At 55.7% G+C, this 18112-nt stretch carries 12 protein-coding genes; 10 read left to right on the forward strand and 2 right to left on the reverse strand.

What is annotated here, in order from left to right; genetic code table 11:
- Window positions 1-87 precede the first annotated feature (87 nt).
- Entirely contained in the window at window positions 88-756 is a 669-nt protein-coding gene (locus tag QLQ17_RS04100) for a substrate-binding periplasmic protein (RefSeq protein ID WP_283208263.1), read from the forward strand.
- A gap of 77 nt (window positions 757-833) precedes the next feature.
- Here the strand turns inward: QLQ17_RS04100 and QLQ17_RS04105 are convergent, their stop codons facing one another.
- Window positions 834-2198 (reverse strand): KamA family radical SAM protein, encoded by a 1365-nt coding sequence (locus QLQ17_RS04105; RefSeq protein ID WP_283208264.1) that lies wholly within the window; start codon window positions 2196-2198, stop codon window positions 834-836.
- 553 nt (window positions 2199-2751) lie between these two features.
- On the opposite strand from QLQ17_RS04105, the gene aceE reads away from it, so the two are divergent.
- The 3 genes from aceE to QLQ17_RS04120 all read left to right on the forward strand — a co-directional run bounded on the left by aceE (window position 2752) and on the right by QLQ17_RS04120 (window position 8656).
- Window positions 2752-5421, forward strand: a complete 2670-nt coding sequence (gene aceE / locus QLQ17_RS04110; RefSeq protein ID WP_283208265.1) for a pyruvate dehydrogenase (acetyl-transferring), homodimeric type — start codon at window positions 2752-2754, stop codon at window positions 5419-5421.
- A 10-nt stretch (window positions 5422-5431) separates the two neighbouring features.
- Window positions 5432-7138, forward strand: a complete 1707-nt coding sequence (aceF, locus tag QLQ17_RS04115; RefSeq protein ID WP_283208266.1) for a dihydrolipoyllysine-residue acetyltransferase — start codon at window positions 5432-5434, stop codon at window positions 7136-7138.
- A gap of 270 nt (window positions 7139-7408) precedes the next feature.
- On the forward strand, window positions 7409-8656 hold the full coding sequence (locus QLQ17_RS04120) for an NADH:flavin oxidoreductase/NADH oxidase family protein (protein ID WP_283208267.1): 1248 nt from the start codon (window positions 7409-7411) through the stop codon (window positions 8654-8656).
- A gap of 378 nt (window positions 8657-9034) precedes the next feature.
- On the opposite strand, the gene QLQ17_RS04125 is transcribed toward QLQ17_RS04120, so the two are convergent.
- Window positions 9035-10183, reverse strand: coding sequence for a DcaP family trimeric outer membrane transporter (locus QLQ17_RS04125; protein ID WP_283208268.1), 1149 nt, complete (start codon window positions 10181-10183; stop codon window positions 9035-9037).
- Between the two features lie 166 nt (window positions 10184-10349).
- Between QLQ17_RS04125 and QLQ17_RS04130 the strand changes: the two genes are divergently transcribed.
- The 6 genes from QLQ17_RS04130 (at window position 10350) to astB (ending at window position 18112) form a co-directional block, all read left to right on the forward strand.
- Window positions 10350-11804 (forward strand): exonuclease domain-containing protein, encoded by a 1455-nt coding sequence (locus tag QLQ17_RS04130; protein WP_283208269.1) that lies wholly within the window; start codon window positions 10350-10352, stop codon window positions 11802-11804.
- Window positions 11805-11878: 74 nt separating this feature from the next.
- Window positions 11879-13096 (forward strand): aspartate aminotransferase family protein, encoded by a 1218-nt coding sequence (locus tag QLQ17_RS04135; RefSeq protein WP_283208270.1) that lies wholly within the window; start codon window positions 11879-11881, stop codon window positions 13094-13096.
- A 14-nt stretch (window positions 13097-13110) separates the two neighbouring features.
- Window positions 13111-14127, forward strand: coding sequence for an arginine N-succinyltransferase (locus QLQ17_RS04140; RefSeq protein WP_283208271.1), 1017 nt, complete (start codon window positions 13111-13113; stop codon window positions 14125-14127).
- Between the two features lie 28 nt (window positions 14128-14155).
- The gene (astA, locus tag QLQ17_RS04145) at window positions 14156-15268 is read left to right on the forward strand and encodes an arginine N-succinyltransferase (RefSeq protein WP_283208272.1); all 1113 of its coding nucleotides are present in this window, start codon (window positions 14156-14158) and stop codon (window positions 15266-15268) included.
- 16 nt (window positions 15269-15284) lie between these two features.
- The gene (gene astD / locus QLQ17_RS04150; RefSeq protein ID WP_283208273.1) at window positions 15285-16760 is read left to right on the forward strand and encodes a succinylglutamate-semialdehyde dehydrogenase; all 1476 of its coding nucleotides are present in this window, start codon (window positions 15285-15287) and stop codon (window positions 16758-16760) included.
- An 11-nt stretch (window positions 16761-16771) separates the two neighbouring features.
- A complete protein-coding gene (gene astB / locus QLQ17_RS04155) occupies window positions 16772-18112 on the forward strand; it encodes an N-succinylarginine dihydrolase (protein ID WP_283208274.1) in 1341 nt (446 codons plus the stop codon).

Below are 18112 nucleotides of genomic sequence, written 5' to 3' on the forward strand. Positions count from 1 at the left end.
ACGGTGCCGCTTACCACCATGCGTTGTATTATTGTCTTTATTGTTTCCTGTTCATTTTCCGGCCTCTTGACTGGCTCAGAGGTCGTTGTGGGTTTTGGTAAGGACAAACCTCCGTTCGTGTTCGGGCGAGATGGTAAAGGACTGGAAATCGACATTTTCAGAGAGGCCCTGGCTTCCTCTGGCCATTCATTGGTGGTGGAACATTTTGACAACGGCGCGCTGGTGGATGCGGTCACGCGAGGCAGGGTAGACGCGGTTGCCACGGCGCGGAGTGACGACCCGGCTCTTTGCCGGGTGGAGCAGTTCATCAAATTCGAGAATGTCGCCGTTAGTCTGGCTGATCGGGGCATGATGGTTGATGAGATTGGTGATCTCGAAAGCTATCGGGTTGTGGCCTGGGAGCGCGCCTATCAGGATCTGGGCGATGAGTTTTACGGTCTGTTTGCTCCACAGAATAGGGGGGACGATTCACTCTATATGGAGCACCACAGCCAGGCCGCTCAGGTAAAAATGTTCTGGATGGGGAGGGCGGATCTGCTGGTCATCGACAAGGTCATTTTTGAGTGGTACCGAAAGCAGATGCCGCCTGCCTTGATGAGCCATCGCGATGTTCATTTTCATTCGGTGTTCAGCACGCCCACTTATTACCCCGCTCTCTTTCGGGATAAAGCGCTTTGCAAGGAGTTCCGTGAAGGGCTTGATGATCTCAAGAGCCGAGGCGACTACGAGCGCCTTTATCAGAGTTATATTCAGTAGGATAAGTGCTGCAGTCGCTGGAATGCGCCCATAAAAAACCCCGCCGGAAGCGGGGTTTCTAACGCGAGCCGGCTATCCTAGCCGTTACCTTTTTTCATTTCCTCGTACTCGTCTTCGAAGAAGAACTTTTCTTCCCCAAACGCAGGCTCCAACTCGTGCAACCAGGTGGCTGTCTCGCTGTATTTGGCAAAGAACGGACGCTGAACCCAGTCCGGGTTACGGGCCTGAATGAAGCGCAGGACGAACACTTTCTCACCATGGATTTCGGTGATGCCCTGAACTTCCACTTTGCCGGGGCCCGCACTCATGGAGGGGCCGCGCGCGGTGCGTGCCAGGCCTGATACCTGTTTGATCGCCTCGCGGTAGATGTTGAAGGCTTCGACCAGCGGTACTTCAAAGTAGTTCTTGGCGCCGGTGTCGCGCTCGACAAACATGTAGTAGGGAATGATGCCGAGTGAGACTTCTTTGTCCCAGAGCTTGGCCCAGTCGTCAGCGTTGTCGTTCACGTGCTTGATCAGCGGACCCTGGGCGCGGATCTCGGCTCCCGTGGCGCGAATGCGACGGATGGCCTCTTCCGCGATATCGGTGGTGATTTCCTGCCAGTGGTTGTAGTGGGCCATGATAGCCACGTGTTTGCCACCATCGACCAGGCGTGCGAACAGGTCGATCAACTCTTCAGAATCTTTATCAGTCACAAACCGATACGGCCAGAAGGTCAGTGCCTTGGTGCCGATGCGAATCGTCTGGATGTGGTCGAATTCCGGCTCTAGCAGCGGTTCCAGATACTGCACCAGGTTCTTGGTTTTCATGACCATGGGGTCGCCACCGGTGACCAGCAGGTCGCTGATTTCTGTGTGCTCCTTTAAGTAGCCATGAAGCTTCTCGGCTTCGGTGCTGGCCATTTTCAGGTCTTTGTCGCCGACGAACTGTGCCCAGCGGAAGCAGAAGGTGCAGTAGGAGTGGCACGTCTGACCTTGAGCCGGGAAGAACAGCACGGTTTCGCGGTATTTATGCTGTACGCCGTCCAGAACCTCGCCATCGAGCGTAGGCATGTTCATTTCCATCTGGCCTGCTGGATGTGGGTTCAGTTCATCGCGGATTTCCTTTGCAACCGCCTGGATTTCTTTCTTGTCCGCGCCTTCGCGATGCAATGTGGCTATGCGCTCAAAATGGGCGTCTTTGAGCATGCCTTTCTGCGGAAATACAAGCTGATAGATGGGGTCGTTCGGAACCTTGTCCCAGTTGATGAGCTCGTTTATCACATATTCGTTGACCCGGAAGGGCAGCACACTGGCTACCACTTTCATCTCGAACAGCGTCTCTTCCGGAAGATTCTGGATGACGTCGATCTTGTCCAGTTGCTTGTCGGTATAGACCTTGAATCTGCGCTCTTCGAATTCGACCGTTGGAATACGGTTCGGGAACGTGACGATTGAATTCATTGATCGCCCTCTCTGTCAGTCGCCAAACGTGGCTGCGTTGATGTCATAAGAGCCCGGAAAAACCGCGGGCCCGCTGGTTAAAAATCGGGCAGCGGAGTATACACAATAAAGGAAGTGTTTTCAGGTCTAATAAAAGACGGGAGATTCCTTTGCGTTTTCTGCATTTTAAGTGCAATTAAAACAGTTAATTGCAGGCGTGCAGTCGCCGCATGCTTGAGCCTGTCGCGCGGTTTTTGTTTAGCACGGTAACCTTCTTGGGCGCGTAGTTTTCCTACGACCTTAGTCTTGAGACGCTTGTTTTCACGGGGGCGCTTCTACAATATTGCGTAATTAAACTAAAAGTTTTGGTGTTTCCTTGACTCTTCTTGCCATCTAGCCCTGAAGTTTAGCCAAAATGTAATAAAGTTACGGGTTTGCCGTAATTCTATTATCAGTGGGGTTGGCAAAAGGTCTCGTGGTTACGGGCGGTCAAAAACGTCATCGTGTTCTATGCTTGATTAACTCGAAGCTGCACTTTGTACAAGCGCACTATTTATGTCGACGGGAGGTTTTGATGTACCAGGACGAAGATCCCATAGAAACCAGCGAATGGCTGGATGCGTTGGAGTCTCTGATTGAGCAGGAGGGTGTTGATCGCGCCAAGTACATTCTTGAACGATTGTCAGAGCGGGCCAGCCGGGACGGTACTGAACTGCCTTATTCCATCACGACCCCCTTCCGCAACAGCATTCCCGTGACTCAGGAAGCCAGGATGCCCGGTGACCTGTTCATGGAGCGTCGAATCCGGTCGCTGATCCGCTGGAACGCCATGGCGATGGTGATGCGGGCCAACACGCGCCCCGGTGATCTGGGTGGCCACGTGTCGTCCTTTTCTTCTGCCGCTACGCTTTACGACGTGGGTTTCAACTATTTCTTCCACGGCGGCGACGAAAAGCGCGAGTCCGACCTGGTTTACTTCCAGGGCCATTCGTCTCCCGGCATCTATGCCCGTTCGTATCTGGAAGGTCGTTTTGATGAGAAACAACTGGACAAGTACCGCGAAGAAGTCGACGGCACGGGCTTGTCGTCTTACCCGCACCCCTGGCTGATGCCGGACTACTGGCAGTTCCCCACGGTGTCTATGGGCCTGGGCCCGATTCAGGCCATCTATCAGGCTCACGTGATGAAGTACCTCCACAACCGCGAGCTGATTGACATGGGCGAGCGGAAAGTCTGGTGTTTTGTGGGCGACGGCGAGTGTGATGAACCTGAAACTCTGGGCTCCATTTCAATGGCGGGCCGGGAGAATCTCAGTAACCTGATTTTTGTGGTGAACTGCAACCTGCAGCGTCTGGACGGTCCGGTGCGCGGCAATGGCAAGATCATTCAGGAACTGGAGGGCATCTTCCGGGGCGCCGGCTGGAACGTGCTCAAGGTTGTCTGGGGTCGCATGTGGGATCCGTTATTCGAGAAAGACAAAGACGGCTTGATGCAGCGTGTGATGGATGAAGCGGTCGACGGCGAGTTACAGAACTTCAAGAGCAATGGACCGGCCTATACGCGTAAGAACTTCTTTGGCAAATATCCGGAGTTGTCAAAGCTGGTTGAAAATCTTTCGGATGATGACATCAACAGACTTAACCGCGGTGGTCACGATCCTTACAAGATCTATGCAGCCTATCACAAGGCGGTTAACGACCACGGCAATCGCCCGACCGTAATCCTGGCACACACCGTCAAGGGCTATGGTTTCGGGACGGCCGGCGAAGCACAGAATACCGCTCACTCCCTCAAGAAGATGGACGTGGAGCAGCTGAAAGCCTTCCGTGATCGGTTCGCTATACCGCTGAAGGATGACGAACTGAAGGACGTACCCTATTACCGTCCGGCGCCGGACAGCCCGGAAATGGTCTACATGAAAAAGCGCCGGCAGGAATTGGGCGGTTTCTATCCGAAACGCCGCAAGGATTGTCAGCCGCTTTCAACGCCTCCGCTGGATACCTTCAAGGCCCTGCTTGAAGGTTCCAACGAGCGCAAGATTTCCACCACCATGGCTTTTGTCCGGCTGCTGACCGCGCTGACCAAAGACAAGCGCATTGGTAAACGTGTGGTCCCGATCGTGCCTGATGAAGCCCGTACCTTTGGTATGGAGGGCATGTTCCGCCAGTTGGGCATCTACACGTCGGAAGGCCAGAAATACGTGCCCGAAGACCGTGATCAGATCATGTATTACAAGGAAGACAAGAAGGGGCAGGTGCTGGAGGAAGGTATCAATGAGGACGGGTCCATGGCGGCCTGGATTGCAGCTGCAACCTCCTACAGCACCAATAATTTCCCGCTGATACCCTTCTACATCTTCTATTCGATGTTCGGTTTCCAACGCGTGGGTGATCTGGCCTGGGCGGCCGGTGACATCCAGGCCCGTGGCTTTTTGGTCGGCGGCACCGCTGGGCGCACCACGCTCAACGGCGAGGGTCTTCAGCATCAGGACGGCCACAGCCATATTCTGGCCCAGACCATTCCGAGCTGTCGGTCCTACGATCCGTCCTACGGCTATGAGATGGCAGTTGTGGTTCAGCGTGGTATCAAGGAGATGTTTGAGGACAACCAAAACGTCTATTACTACCTGACCATCGAGAATGAAAACTACGAGCAGCCCCCGATGCCGAAAACCAAAGGCATCGAAGACAGCATCATGAAAGGGATGTATCTTCTCGAATCCGTTGAAACCAAGGGCAAGAAAAAGACGCCGAGGGTTCAACTGATGGGTGCAGGTTCGATTCTCAATGAAGCCCGCCAGGCGGCTCAGTTGCTCAAGGACGACTTCGAGGTGGCCAGCGATGTCTGGAGCGTGACCAGCTACAACGAGCTGGCCCGTGACGGTATGCATGTGGAGCGGTGGAATCGCCTGCACCCGGACGATACCGCCAAGAAGCCCTACATCACTCAGTGCCTGGAAAAGCAGCAGGGCCCGGTTGTGTCTTCGACCGATTACATCAAGCTGCTTTCCGAGCAGGTGCGGGCCTATATTCCCAAAACCTACCTGACACTGGGCACCGACGGGTATGGCCGTAGTGATACCCGCGAAAAGCTTCGCAGCCATTTTGAAGTGGATCGCTACTACATTGCGGTAACGGCGCTTTCAGCTCTGGCCCGTGATGGAGAGATCAAGCAGGACGTGGTTCTCGACGCTATGCGCAAGTACGGAATCGATCGCAACAAAACGAACCCGGTGCTGAGCTAAGGAGACCGCTATGAGTGAGCAGGAAATAAAGGTCCCGGATCTTGGCGGTGCAGACGAGGTCGAGGTCATCGAAATTCTTGTCAGCAAGGGTGATTCCGTTGAGGAAGAAGATCCGATCCTGACTGTCGAGTCTGATAAGGCCTCGGTTGAATTGCCCTCGCCGGGAGCCGGCAAGATTACCAAGATCACCGTCAAGGTGGGTGACAAGGTTAAGGAAGGCGATGTTGTTGGCATGATGGAGTCCGCTGGTGATGCCGGTGGCGGTGATGATGGCTCAGGCAGCGACAGCGGGTCAGAAGAGGCGGGTTCCGAAGGCACGTCGCCTGCCAAAGAAGAGGCCTCAGCCGAAAACTCTGAGGACAAGTCCGAAGACAAAAAGCCGGCGCCAAAGAAATCCGGTGGCTCGCGAACGGAAACCATCAAAGTACCTGCATTGGATGGTTTTGATAACGTGCCGGTTATCGAGATCAATGTTAGCGAGGGTGACGAGGTTAGCGTGGACGACCCACTGGTGACCGTGGAATCAGACAAGGCGACCATGGAGATTCCCTCTCCCTATGCTGGCAAGATCGGCAAGATCCTGGTTTCAGAAGGTGACAAGCTCTCTGAAGGCGATGATCTGGCGGAGATGACGATTACCGACGGTAGCGATGAAGGAGGGGGCGAAGCCGAAGAGCCGGAGCCCAAGCCTGATCAATCAGCTTCCGATAAAGACGAAGGCAAGCCTGCGGCCCAAGAGAAAAGTGACTCGGAAGCCAGGCCAGAGCCTGCGTCGTCGACCTACGAGCCACCCACGCCCGGTGCCAAGGTACACGCAGGCCCGGCGGTACGAAAATTGGCTCGTGAATTCGGCGCTGACCTGACTCGAATCAAGGGCTCAGGGCCCAAGGGCCGGATTCTGAAAGACGACGTTCAGGCCTATGTGAAAGGCCAGCTGTCGCAGACTCAGCAGGGCAGCACGGTTGCTGGCGGCGGTGGCGCCGGAATTCCAGGCGTGAAGCTTCCGGACTTCAGCCAGTTTGGTGATATTGAACGGGAAAGCATGTCCCGCATGATGTTTGCCACGGCCAACAACATGCAGCGCAGCTGGCTGAACGTGCCGCACGTCACCCAGTTTGAAGATGCAGACATCACCGACATGGAGGATTTCCGCAAGGCTCAGAAGGCCGCCGGCGAGAAGCGTGGCGTGAAGATGACGCCGCTGCCGTTCATTCTGAAAGCCTGTGCCCGAGCGCTGGCGGATCTTCCGCAATTTAACGTGTCGTTGGACATGGAGCGCAAAGAGGTGATCCGCAAGAAGTACATTCACATTGGCATTGCTGTGGACACGCCCCACGGGCTGATGGTGCCGGTGATCAAGGATGTGGATAAGAAAGGTCTCTGGGAGCTCGCTGCTGAGAGTGCCGAGCTGGCTCAGAAGGCGCGGGACAAGCAGTTGAAACCGGCTGAGATGCAGGGCGCCTGCTTTACCATCACCAGTCTGGGTGGTATCGGTGGCACGGCATTTACGCCGATTGTGAATACGCCGGAGGTGGCGATTCTGGGGCTTTCCAAGGCGGCGATGAAGCCCGTCTGGGACGGTCAGGAATTCCAGCCACGGCTGATTCTGCCACTGTCGCTGTCTTACGATCATCGGGCGGTGAATGGGGCAGATGCGGCCCGGTTTACGGCTCTGTTAAGTCAGTTGCTGGGGGATATTCGCTCTCTGTTACTGTGATCAGACCTGCTTCCCGAGCCTTTTGGCCGGGGAGTCCGACCAAGGCCGGAACGCTTTTCCAGAACACGCTACAAGCACATCCCTGTGCGCTTGTTTCGGGCCGTCCATGGCCCTCTACAGTTCTGAAAAAGCGTTCCGGCCTTCGTCGTTCTGACGTTTGAGATATCTTAATACAGCCTCTGATTCAATCAGATGCGTCACTTTGGCCAATGGCCCTGGTTCGTTTAGCGGACAGACTCTCGGAAATATAATTGATCTGAGAGGGCTCACATGAATCCCGCCGAAGTACTGTCCAAGCCTTTAACGCTCCCCAACGGCGCGACCATTCCCAATCGTTTCGCCAAGTCGGCCATGAGCGAGACCCTGGGCACCATCGATAATCGCATGACTCAGGATCTGGTAACGCTTTATCGCACGTGGGCGGAGGGTGGCCTTGGTCTGTCGATCACGGGCAACGTGATGATTGATCGACATCATATTGGTGAGCCTCAGAACGTGGTTCTTGAGGATGAACGGGATCTTCCGTTACTTCAGGAATGGGCGGTGGCTGGCAAGAGTGCTGGCGGGCAGATCTGGATGCAGTTGAATCATCCCGGGAAGCAAAGCCCGAAGATTCTGAATTCGGATCCGGTGTCGCCCAGTGCCATTCCGTTCCGCAAGGAATTGCAGAGCATGTTTGCGACGCCTCGCGCGCTGACCGAGGCGGAGATTCAGGACATCATCCAACGGTTCGCCAGCAGTGCCGCCATCGCAGAAAAGGCGGGGTTTGATGGGGTGCAGATTCATGGCGCCCACGGTTATCTGGTCAGCCAGTTTCTGTCGCCCCACCACAATCAGCGGGACGATCAGTGGGGTGGCAGTGCGGAGAATCGGCGCAGGTTTGTGATGGAGGTATATCGAGCCATTCGTGAGGCGACAAGTGCGGATTTCTCTGTGGGTATCAAGCTGAATTCGGCGGATTTTCAACGAGGCGGGTTTACTGAGGAAGAGTCTCTGGCGGTGATTGAGGAACTGTCCAACGTGGGGATCGATCTTGTTGAGATTTCTGGCGGAAACTATGAGAACCCGGCAATGGCCAAGGGCAAAAAAGACGTAAAAGCCAGTACCCGCGCCCGCGAAGCCTATTTTCTGGAGTTTGCTGAGAAGGTACGCGAATCAGTGTCGGTGCCGTTAATGGTGACGGGCGGGTTCCGTTCCGCGCAAGGCATGTCGGAAGCGGTTTCTTCAGGTGCGACGGATCTGGTAGGTGTCGCCCGACCGTCGGCAATCGAGCCGGATTTTCCGAATCGGATTCTCTCCGGTGAGCCGTTCGAAAGTGCTGTAACGCCAATCAAGACAGGCATCAAAGCTATCGATAATATGGCCTTGATGGAGGTCAGCTGGTATGCCCGTCAGTTGGGGCGTATGGGCAAGGGTAAGCCGCCGAAGGTGCATGACCGTGGGTTCTGGTCGCTGTTGGAGGTGTTGGGTGTGATGACAAGCCGTGGGGTAAGAACCCGACTCCGGGCTGGCGAGTAAGAAAGCTTCTCGCCAGCCCGAGCGGTGAATCAGTTGGCGAAGAACATCCCGTCAAAATAATCGTGGAGATCCTCAAGCATTTTCGCTTCCTGCGGATTAGTGACGTTAAAGAGCCGCTTTTGATCTGTTGCCTTTTCCATGGTTTCACCTCATTAGGTTAATGAATTCGGGCTACTTCGACCTTGCCCTTAACCTAACAGTGCATCCGGTGTGCCAATATACGAGAAATCCGTAAGACAATGAAAAGTAAAGATAAAATAATTATTCACTCTTCGGCACGTGCCGGATGAGCGTATCGATTGGAATAAGTTGCACCAAAAATGCACTGGAAAGCCCCGGCGTGGTGCCGGGGCCTTCCCTGAGTTACCTTCTAATCCCTTAGAAGTTGTATTGCCCTACGAACATGATGCGGTTTGCATCACCGTCATCATCATTCTGGTTCTCGGTGCTCAAACGGGCGAATTCGACGCCCATGTTGACGCTTTTCACGGGCATCCACTGGTAGTTGATGGCAAGCATGGAGTTGGTTTCCACGGATGTTGCCGGAATAGCAGCGTCCTCGACTCCATCATCAAGGTCCTTCATGGTCATGCCGTAGCCGATGTTGATAGATCTGCCGTCGCCCAATGACACTTTGGCACCGATATTCGCGCCATAGGCGGCGATGGTTTCCAGGTCGCCATTGGCGTCGGCATAGGCTTCGAAGCCACCGAAGTTCTCGCCGGACCGATAGATGTAGTTTGCAGCACCATCAGAGAAGCTGGCAGAACCCATCACACTGATCATGTCACTCAGAGCGACGCTGCCTGCCAGGAACGCTGCGAAGCCAATAGCGCTGTCGTCGTTGCCGGCTGCATTATCGTACGAAACCTGTTTCACCAGGGCCGCAGCAGAGTATTTCATGCCGCCTGAGCCGTCTTCGAGTCTTGCGGTAAATACCGGCAGACCAACCTTGTCGCCCGCCGCGTTGGCAATGTTGTCGGACCCACGGCTGGTGTCGTCCTCAACGGAAAATGACAGGCTGCCGGTGGTATACCGCGCCTGCGCAATACGGCCCTGCAAGCCAGCGCGGCCGGGCAAGCTGTCCCAGTCCAGTATTGACGGGTTGCCCACAAAACTATGGAAGTTCGACCATTCCTGTCCCAGCAGCACACCCTTATACTCACCATAGGCCCGGCGCAGTCGGGGAGTAATTGTGCCATCGCGGTCAAAGTCCATCTCGATACGCACGGTTACCTCTTCGGGGCTGGTTACGACGACGCCGAGGCGGCTACCTGTCGCATCTGCACCAAAGTGTCCGTCGGACGTTTCGCCATTGCCGACTGTGATTTTACTGAAATCCCCCGCGCGACCGCCTGCCGAGATATCCTCATCAAGATCAATCGCCGCGGCGAAGCGGGCAAAGCCGTAAAGGCTTGTCTTGTAATTTCCGGTATTCAGCTCAACAGCGCTGGCGTGGCCTGCAATGCAAAAAGCGGCAAGAGTGGCCGAGGTACGAATTGCAATGCTGAGTTTGCTACATTTCATAGGGTTGTCTCCAACGATCTTGTTTTTGTTGTTGAGTCGTTATAAATAATCCGGGCGACGAAACGGCACAACTAAATTTTGTGTCTCTTCAGACCAATGTCTATGGCGAACGAGCGCTTGCGCCTGCGAGACCATCCGTCCTCTTTCACGCCGCGTATGATAGAGCATGACTAACCAGACCGATTCGCTGAATAAATACACATTCGCCTTTCTTGATATAGAAACCACCGGTGGAAATTCTTCCCGCGATCGCATCACCGAAATTGGCATACGCTTTTGGCGTGAGGGTGAGCTGGTGGGTGAATGGCAGACGCTGTTGAACCCCGACACGCGTATTTCACCCTTCATTGAGCAGTTCACGGGCATCTCGAATGAGATGGTGTCCGAGGCTCCCCGATTTGAAGAGATCGCGGACGAGCTGGAGACGCAATTGGAGGGTAAGGTATTTGTCGCCCACAACGCCCGGTTTGACTACGGTTTTATCAAATCCGAATTCCGGCGGCTGGGACGACTGTTCTCGGCGAAGGTGCTCTGCACCGTCAAGCTTTCACGCGAACTTTACCCGCAGTTCCGACGGCACAACATGGATGCATTGATCGAGAGGCACGGTCTACCTGCGGTGCAGCGTCACCGGGCCATGGGCGACGTTGCCGCCATGCTGTCTTTCTTCGAGCATGCGCTTTCGGAGCACGGGCCGGAGTCCATGAACTCGGCTTTGGCTACTCTGTTGCAGCGTCCGAGCATTCCCTCGCATCTTCCCGCGGACATTCTGCATGACCTTCCCCGGGCACCGGGTGTCTATCGATTTTATGGCGAGAACGATGTTCTGTTGTATGTGGGCAAAAGCACCAACATCGCCCAGCGGGTCGCCTCGCATTTTTCGGGCGACCACAACACCAGCCGCGGGGTGCGTATGTCGGAAAGTCTCCGCCGTGTCGACTGGACGGAAACTGCCGGCGAGTTGGGGGCATTGTTGCTGGAGCTGAAACAGATCAAGCAGCTGAAGCCACTTTTCAACCGCCGTTCCCGGGCGGCCAAGAGCCTGGTCAGTATCGAACTGACCGAAAACGACGACGGCTACTTGCAGGCCCGGCTCGTCAGGGAAATAGAACCGCATCGGCTCGGTGATTACTTCGGGCTGTTTCGCAGCAAAAAAGATGCGGAAAAAGCGCTGAGCGGCATCGCTGCAAAGAACGACCTGTGCAACAAGCTGCTGGGCCTGGAGCCGGAAAACGAAGGCCCCTGTTTTCAGCGAACGCTCGGGCGCTGCAAGGGGGCCTGTGATGGCGGTGAGGATCGGGTGAAGTTCAATCTTAGGATGCAGATTGCCTTTCACAACCTTCGCCTGAAGACCTGGCCCTGGCATGGACCAGTCGGCATTGTCGAGAAGAATCAGGAACGTGAGCGAATGGATATTCTGGTGGTCTACAATTGGATGCATGTAGCCACCGTTCATGACCTGAATGAGTTGGAAGACTTGTCACTGAGGCGTCAGGCAGTGACCTTTGACCTGGACTCCTACAAATTGGTGATGAAGGCGGTGACTGGGAGAAATTCGGGGCGCCGGCTGGAAATTCTGGAACTGGATGCCGTAGGCTCTCCGGATGTGTTGATGCCCTGAGTGGCGTATCATGAACACAATCCTAAATATAAGAAGCAAAAGCCAATTTCTGAGCCAACACCAGAGAGAATCCGATGATTAAGCAACCGGTCAGTCGCGAATTATTTGATGAAGTTATGGTGCCAAACTACGCACCGGGCGCCGTGATTCCAGTGCGGGGTGAAGGGTCCAGGGTCTGGGACCAGGAAGATCGGGAATACGTGGATCTTGCCGGTGGCATCGCTGTGACCTGTCTGGGTCATTCCCATCCCGGACTGGTGAGCGCATTGATGGAGCAGGCCGAAAAAATCTGGCACCTGTCCAATGTGATGACCAATGAGCCCGCACTTCGCCTTGCCAAAACCCTTTGCGATCTTACTTTTGCCGAGCGAGTGTTTTTTGCCAACTCCGGTGGTGAGGCAAACGAGGCCGCTTTCAAACTGGCACGCCGGTATTCCTGGCAGCATCACGGGCCGGAAAAAAATGAAATTGTTGCTTTCAAGAATGCCTTCCACGGCCGAACACTATTCACCGTTAGCGTTGGTGGCCAGCCCAAATACGTCGAAGGCTTTGAGCCCGCTCCGGGCGGTATTCTGCACGCGGATTTTAATGATCTGGAATCGGTGAAAAAACTGGTCTCCAAAGAAAAAACCTGCGCCATCGTGGTGGAACCGATTCAGGGCGAGGGTGGCGTTTTGCCGGGTGACGAAGCGTTTCTGAAAGGTTTGCGGGATCTGTGCGACGAGCACGACGCGCTGTTGGTATTTGATGAAGTGCAGTCAGGCGTTGGCCGTACCGGACATCTCTACGCTTACCAGAAATACGGCGTTACCCCGGATATTCTCTCCACGGCCAAGAGCCTTGGTGGCGGCTTTCCGGTGGCCGCGATGCTAACGACCGCCGCAATTGCCGAAAGTTTGGGTGTGGGTACCCATGGCAGTACCTATGGCGGCAACGCGCTTGCCTGTGCCGTTGCGCAGCGGGTGATCGATACCGTCAGCCAGCCGGATATCCTGAAGGGCGTGATTGCGAGGTCCGACCGGCTCCGACAGGGTATGATGGATATTGGCGAGCGTTACGGTGTGTTCAGTGAAGTCCGCGGCGAGGGCCTTTTGCTGGGTTGCGTCATGACCGAAAAATGGCAGGGCAGGGCCAAGGAGTTTCTTGCAGCTGGCATCGATGAAGGGGTGATGGTCCTGATTGCTGGTCCGAATGTAATCCGCCTGGCGCCTTCGCTGATCATTCCGGAATCCGACATCGACGAGGCGCTGACCCGCTTTGAAGCAGCCGTGAAAACCGTCTGCAGTCGATAAGAGAGGAGCTGCCTATGTGGCTGGTGCGACCGGCAGAGTCCGGCGACCTGAAGGCGATTCTCGATCTGGCCGGGGGAACAGGCCCCCGGTTGTCTTCGACCTTGCCGCGAAAAGAAGACGCGCTTGCAGAAAAGATCGCGTTTTCCAAACAGTCTTTTGAGGGAACGATCCCCTCTGACGAAAGTCCTCGATTCTTGTTTGTGCTCGAAGACACCGCCTCAAACCTGGTCAGAGGCGTCGCTGGCATTGATGCCCGGGCCGGGCATGGGCAACCGTTCTACAATTACCGGAAGGATGCGTTGGTTCATGCCTCCCATGAAATGGGCGTGTCACGCCGGGTCGAGGTTTTATACCCGTCCCATGCTCTGACCGATCAGACCTTGCTGTGCGCGTTCACTATTGACCCTGCTCTGAAAAACACGGAAGCCTTCGAATTATTGTCCCGGTCCCGTCTGTTGTTTATGGCCAGCAATCGGCATCTGTTTACAGACCGCACGGTGGTGGAAATCCAGGGGGTGCAGACAGAATCGGGTGAGGTGCCTTTCTGGGACAGCCTTGGCCGGCACTTTTTCAATATGGATTTTGAGGCGGCCGATCAGCATTCCTGGGCCCTGAGTAAAACCTTCATCGCCGAACTGATGCCACCCAACCCGATCTACGTCACGCTATTAACGCCGGAAGCCCAGGACGCCCTGGGCAAGGCCCACGAGAAAACCCGGGCGACCCACGAGCTGCTGCAACGGGAAGGGTTCTGTGCTGGAAACTACCTGGACATCTTCGATGCCGGTCCCGTACTCGAAGCCCGAACAGACAGCCTGAAAACCATTGTGGCCAGCCATGCTGCGGCTCTGCACGGAACGCCATCGGAAGACGGCGAGCCCTGCCTGATTTCGGGCGGCGAGCACGTTGAATTTCGCTGCACTGTGTCGTCCATGACTGAGACGTTGACCGGGGATGCAAAGGTTCCGGTCAAGGCCTGGCATACCCTGGGGCTGGACGCTGGCGATACGGTCAGAGTGGTGCCTTTATGAATAGGTTTTACCGATTTGAGAGGTCGCCATGTTGTTGATTCGACCGTTGCAGGAAAACGATCTCGAGGCGCTTTACGCTATGGCCCAATCGGCGGGGAAGGGCCTGACAACGCTGCCGGCAGACCGGGGCCTGCTGGCGAAAAAAATTCGTCATGCCCGTGATGCGTTCGATCAACGCTGCGCGCCCGAGGCGGCTCTGTATCTGTTCGCATTGGAAGATACCGAGCTGAAACAGTGTGTCGGTATCAGCGGGATCCAGGCCCGGGTTGGACTGGATGAGGTGTTCTACAATTACCGGTTAAGTGTCACGGTGAATGCCTCCCGTGAACTGGGTGTTCATGTTCGAACGCCGACTTTGCACCTATCCAACGACATGACCGATACGTCGGAGATTTGCTCGCTGTTACTGTCTGACTCTCACCGCGGTGGGGGCAACGGATTGCTTCTGTCCCGTTGCCGGTTCATGTTCATGGATCACTTCCGCAAGCATTTCTCCGAGAAAGTATTTGCAGAAATGCGGGGCGTTTCAGACAAAGACGGTCGTAGCCCGCTGTGGGATGCCCTGGGCAGAAAGTTTTTTGATATGGAGTTTACCCAGGCAGATACCTTGTCCGGGCTTGGCAACAAATCCTTCATTGCAGAGCTGATGCCCAAATTTCCCATCTATCTCCCGATGTTGCCGGACGAAGCGAGAGCAGTGATTGGCCGGGTACACGACAACACCGCGCCGGCACTGAAGATGCTTCAGGCCGAAGGTTTCAACTTTAACGGCATGGTGGACATTTTCGACGGAGGGCCCGTTGTTGAGGCGTTTGTGCACAATGTCCGAACCATTCGCGACTCCATGGACCGGATTGTGATGATCCGCTCGAAAACGGCGGAGCAGAAGCAGGCGCTCGCCGGGGAACATGAGTCAGAGCCGGAAATCATGGTGTGCAACGGTTCGTTTCAGGATTTTAGAGTAACCACCGTTCCGGCCAGTTGGGTGAGTCTTGATACTGTGAGCCTGAGCGAGACAATTGCTGATGCATTAGGGGTTAGCGCAGGGGATCGTGTCAGGCTGGCACCCTTGAAGGAGGCCGTTGCCGGTGCCACCAAGTACGGTAGAAAAAACAAACACGCTGGCATTCGCGGCCATTGATAGGAGGTGCACCGGTATGGGCAACCTGACAGGCGATTTGTACATAAATGGGCTTTGGATTCAGGGGCATGGGGATGAATTCGAGTCCAGTCAGCCTGTCACAGGGCAGGTGGTGTGGTCTGGCACCGGCGCCAATTTTGAAGACATCGATGCGGCTGTTCGTGAGGCTCGTGGAGCTTTTTCCGACTGGCGCAAGAGATCTTTTGAGGATCGCCAGGCCATTGTTGAGGCCTTCGGCAGGGAGCTGGAGAATAATAAGGAAGAACTGGCTTATCAGATAGGGCTCGAGACAGGTAAGCCGCTCTGGGAGTCGCGCACAGAAGTGGCGGCGATGATCGGCAAGATTGGTATTTCAGTGAATGCCTACCATGACCGTACCGGTCACTCGGAGTCGGACGTTGCGGCAGGCCACGCCGTTCTGCGGCACCGGCCTCATGGTGTTGTTGCGGTATTTGGGCCCTATAATTTTCCGGGCCACTTACCGAATGGTCACATCGTTCCTGCGCTACTTGCGGGTAACACCGTGGTATTCAAGCCCAGCGAACTGACCCCGGGCGTCGCGGAAATGACCTTGCGCATCTGGGAGAAAGCCGGCTTGCCGGGTGGTGTGATCAATCTGGTTCAGGGTGCGGCAGAAACCGGTAAAGGTCTGTCTAATCACCCCGGCGTTGACGGTTTGTTTTTCACCGGCAGCTCTACGGTTGGGCACCTGTTGCATCGTCAGTTTGGCGGCAAGCCAGAAAAAATCCTGGCGCTTGAGATGGGCGGCAACAATCCTCTGATTGTTCAGGATGTGTCGGACATTGACGGCGCTGTCCACCATGCTTTGCAGTCTGCCTTCCTTTCGGCCGGCCAGCGCTGCACCTGTGCCCGACGCCTGTTGATCCCCGAGGGCGAAAAAGGCGAACAGTTCCTCAATCGCTTTGTGTCCGTGGTGCGCCAGATACAGGTGGGCGCGTTTGATGCCGATCCTCAGCCCTTCATGGGGTCGGTCATTTCGCCGCATGCCGCTGAAAAACTGCTGGACGCCCAGCAAAGTCTCATCAGCAAAGGGGCTCACCCAATGCTGGAAATGACACTGCAACAGCCTGGAACGGGTCTGCTTTCGCCAGGTGTCATTGATGTTACCGGGCTGGAACTCGTTGATGAGGAGTTTTTCGGGCCTCTGCTGACGGTGCACCGGTATCGCGATTTTGATCATGCGCTGGAATTGGCCAATGATACGGAATTCGGGCTCTCCGCCGGCATCCTGACTGACGATCGTGCGCTGTATGAACGTCTCACGGAAGAAGTGCGTGCCGGCATAGTGAATTGGAATCGACCTTTGACAGGAGCCAGCAGTGCAGCTCCATTCGGCGGCGTCGGTGCTAGTGGTAATCATCGGGCCAGTGCCTATTACGCGGCAGATTATTGCGCGTGGCCTATGGCGTCGCTGGAAGCCGATAAAAGCGAGGTGCCGGAATCACTGGCGCCAGGACTCACTTTCGATTGACGGACTTGATCATGGCCAGACACGCGGTAGAAGCCAACTTCGATGGCCTGGTAGGCCCCACCCACAATTACGCCGGATTGTCCTGGGGTAATGTGGCCTCCAAATCCAACGTGCACGCTGTATCCAACCCAAAAGAAGCGGCACTCCAAGGGTTGGCCAAGATGAAGCGCCTGGCAGACCGTGGCTATGTTCAGGGTGTTCTCCCGCCCCATGAACGCCCGCACTTGCCAACGCTTCGGGCGCTGGGCTTCGCCGGCGCCGATGCAGAGGTGCTGGAAGCTGCAGCCAGCCGACATCCATCGCTTCTGGCAGCAGTGTCGTCGGCTTCCACCATGTGGACGGCGAACGCCGCGACGGTCTCACCCAGCGCCGACACCGCAGATCACCGTGTGCATTTCACGCCCGCGAACCTTGGTGCCAAGTTTCACCGCTCCATCGAGCACCCCGTCACCGGGCGAGCGTTAAAGGCCATTTTCACTGACGAGGCTTATTTTGCCCACCATCCGGCGCTGCCATCCGTCAGCCAGTTCGGGGACGAAGGCGCGGCCAACCATACCCGCCTATGCAGTGGTTATGGCGAGCCAGGGGTAGAGCTGTTTGTGTATGGCCAGGTGGCGTTTAACGAGCAGGCGCCAGCGCCAAAACTGTACCCTGCCAGGCAAACCCTGGAGGCGTCCCAGGCCATTGCCCGGCTTCATGGCCTGAGTAAGGACCATGTAGTGTTCGCCCAGCAAAACCCGGAAGCCATCGACGCCGGGGTGTTTCACAACGACGTGATTGCCGTCGGGAATAGCAACGCGCTTTTCTATCATGAGATGGCGTTTCTGGATGAAGACAAGGTATTAGGGGATATTCGTTCCCGTCTGAAAGGGGCAGAGCTGGAGGCGATCAGGGTCACTTCAGAAGATGTTCCTTTGGAAGACGCGGTTGCGTCGTACCTCTTCAACAGCCAGCTGCTCAATACACCGGACGGGATGATGCTGGCGGTACCTGGTGAATGTCGTGAAATCGAGACGGTCAGCCGGTATCTGGATGATCTGGTTCGAAGTGGTGGGCCAATCACGTCGGTGGAAGTGTTTGATGTGAAGCAGTCCATGCGCAACGGCGGTGGCCCCGCCTGCCTGAGGTTGCGGGTGGTGCTCAGTGACGAAGAACTGAGTGCTATGCACCGCGGCGTGATCATGGACGATGCGCTATACGAGCGCCTGACGACCTGGGTGGAGGCTCACTATCGGGACGAGCTTGTACAGAGCGATCTGGGAGATCCTATGCTGCTTGAGGAAGTACGCAAGGCGCTGGACGAATTGACAGGTATATTGGGGCTGGGGGCAATCTACGACTTTCAACTCTGA

It is taken from the genome of Marinobacter sp. CHS3-4 (genome assembly GCF_030053415.1).
GTDB lineage: Bacteria > Pseudomonadota > Gammaproteobacteria > Pseudomonadales > Oleiphilaceae > Marinobacter.

Coding starts and splice junctions, on each gene's coding strand:
- QLQ17_RS04130 (WP_283208269.1), top strand. CDS start 10,350: ATGACTAACCAGACCGATTCGCTGAATAAATACACATTCGCCTTTCTT.
- aceE (WP_283208265.1), top strand. CDS start 2,752: ATGTACCAGGACGAAGATCCCATAGAAACCAGCGAATGGCTGGATGCG.
- aceF (WP_283208266.1), top strand. CDS start 5,432: ATGAGTGAGCAGGAAATAAAGGTCCCGGATCTTGGCGGTGCAGACGAG.
- astD (WP_283208273.1), top strand. CDS start 15,285: ATGGGCAACCTGACAGGCGATTTGTACATAAATGGGCTTTGGATTCAG.
- QLQ17_RS04140 (WP_283208271.1), top strand. CDS start 13,111: ATGTGGCTGGTGCGACCGGCAGAGTCCGGCGACCTGAAGGCGATTCTC.
- astA (WP_283208272.1), top strand. CDS start 14,156: ATGTTGTTGATTCGACCGTTGCAGGAAAACGATCTCGAGGCGCTTTAC.
- QLQ17_RS04125 (WP_283208268.1), bottom strand. CDS start 10,183: ATGAAATGTAGCAAACTCAGCATTGCAATTCGTACCTCGGCCACTCTT.
- QLQ17_RS04105 (WP_283208264.1), bottom strand. CDS start 2,198: ATGAATTCAATCGTCACGTTCCCGAACCGTATTCCAACGGTCGAATTC.
- QLQ17_RS04135 (WP_283208270.1), top strand. CDS start 11,879: ATGATTAAGCAACCGGTCAGTCGCGAATTATTTGATGAAGTTATGGTG.
- astB (WP_283208274.1), top strand. CDS start 16,772: ATGGCCAGACACGCGGTAGAAGCCAACTTCGATGGCCTGGTAGGCCCC.
- QLQ17_RS04120 (WP_283208267.1), top strand. CDS start 7,409: ATGAATCCCGCCGAAGTACTGTCCAAGCCTTTAACGCTCCCCAACGGC.